General features: G+C 66.3%; 2 protein-coding genes and 1 pseudogene. 1 reads left to right on the top strand and 2 read right to left on the bottom strand.

From position 1 onward, the window contains the following. The coding region (locus ABD743_RS33375) for a hypothetical protein (RefSeq protein ID WP_344726957.1) at positions 1-300 on the bottom strand (300 nt) is incomplete at its 3' end. A 556-nt stretch (positions 301-856) separates the two neighbouring features. Here ABD743_RS33375 and ABD743_RS33370 point away from each other — a divergent pair. Next, a pseudogene (locus ABD743_RS33370) lies at positions 857-1070 on the top strand (IS1380 family transposase); the annotation flags it as partial. 35 nt (positions 1071-1105) lie between these two features. On the opposite strand, the gene ABD743_RS33365 reads toward ABD743_RS33370, so the two are convergent. Continuing rightward, positions 1106-1432 (bottom strand): SDR family NAD(P)-dependent oxidoreductase, encoded by a 327-nt coding sequence (locus ABD743_RS33365; RefSeq protein WP_344726954.1) that lies wholly within the window; start codon positions 1430-1432, stop codon positions 1106-1108. Positions 1433-1569 lie beyond the last annotated feature (137 nt).

The raw sequence follows: 1569 nt of genomic DNA, 5'->3' as shown, positions 1-1569 counted from the left end.
CGCTCCGGCGAACCGCTCGACGTAGTGCGCGTAGTCGGCGTAGCTGAGCCCCACCGAACACAGCTCCGCCCCCACGGCGCCGGCCCGATAGGCCCTCATCGCGATGCCATCAGGACTTTCCTCACGCCACCGGCGCAGATCCCCGATGGGACCGTAGTCACGCCACACGCCGGCGGCGCGATACTTCTGCACGGTGGCGCAGGACGGGCGAATCGCGAAAATCGACATCATCACAGCCTTCCGACATCCTTCATGGTCCGTATCCGGCACTGAAATGTGGTCGACGGACGTGACGAACACACCTGCACGAACCTCCCGTCGTGGTCCTGTGGATACGGGCCGATTCCCCCGACATCTGCGGCGCTCGGAGTAACGAGGGATGGCCGCATCCTCGAGCCGTCGCCATCTCTCTTCGGCGTCCGGACTTCCCGAGGTCGGCCTCCTCATCCGAACGTATACCAACTCTGGCGCAGGGAAGCATCGTTCGCACCCGTGTAGAACCAACGCATTGCCCGGGGGAGTTCCCGGGGAAGTTCCCGGGGGTCTCGAACGACGATCCCTTCGCGGCCCGGCGATCGGCCAGGTCGCACGGGCGCGCACTTCCACGGAACCGATCAGCTGGCCAAAGACATCATCGACCGAAAACACCGCCGCTGACCATTTCGCCGTACTCGATGCCGCGCCGGCTCAGGTCCGGGCCGTGCTGCGTCTCCCCGACGCCCCGGCGTGATGAAGAAGTTCGCCGCCCACCTCGCCGAGAGCGCGGTGGAGTTCTCCGTGGTCGCCGGCGTCGCCAACCTCGACGTGGCAACCGCGCTGACGTTGTTGCCGAAGACGGCGTGTCCTCATCCAGCACCGCGACGGGGCGTGGGTCGCCGAGGCGACTGGACTGGTCGACCTGTCCGGCTGGCCGGCGGGCACCTGGCTGATCTTGCGCAACGAACGCCCACACAACCCGGCGCGCAGCTGCGCACCGCCGACACCGGCGGCAAGCGCATCGCATCACTGGGTTCGTCACCAACGCCGGCCACGGCGGGCCCGGCCGCCAGCTCGCTGGCCTCGAGCTGCGCTCCGCGCCTAGTTACGTCCGGCCATGACGCCGCCGTCAACGTCGACGATGGCGCCGGTCATCCAGCTTGCCTTGTCCGAGAAAAATTCCCGCCGCGTTCACCAGCAGACTCGCGTCGGCATGCTCGGCGGCAAGCTTCTTTCGAAGCTCGGGCACCTGTGCGCGGTCGGTCAGTTCCGCCGCGATGCCCCATGCCTCACCGTGCTGCGACAGCGTTTCCACCGCCGTCCGCAGCTTGTCCGGATTTCTGCCGGTGATCACGGCACTGCTGCCGCCGGCGAGCACCTGCTGTGCCGTAGCCAAACCCATACCGCTGCTACCACCGACAATGACGACCTTGCGGCCGGCGAAGCTTTCACTCATGAAGCTGTTCCTTCCCCCATTCAATGAGTGGATTTGTGTAAAAGGTCCGGCGCACCGCGACGTCGTGGGATAGGTGTGTCAGGCGGGTTGTCGTACTGCTGTCCCGAGGGCGTTGTCGATCAGGTAGCGCCAGCGTC

The organism is Pseudonocardia yunnanensis (assembly GCF_039534065.1).
In the GTDB taxonomy this organism is placed as follows: Bacteria; Actinomycetota; Actinomycetes; order Mycobacteriales; family Pseudonocardiaceae; genus Pseudonocardia; species Pseudonocardia yunnanensis.
The sequence above is the reverse complement of the archived record's forward strand: the minus strand, read 5'-3'. Positions and strand labels throughout refer to the sequence as shown.

What these genes read in the sequence shown, in the direction of transcription:
- ABD743_RS33365 (WP_344726954.1), bottom strand. Translation starts at nt 1,432, where the DNA reads ATGAGTGAAAGCTTCGCCGGCCGCAAGGTCGTCATTGTCGGTGGTAGC.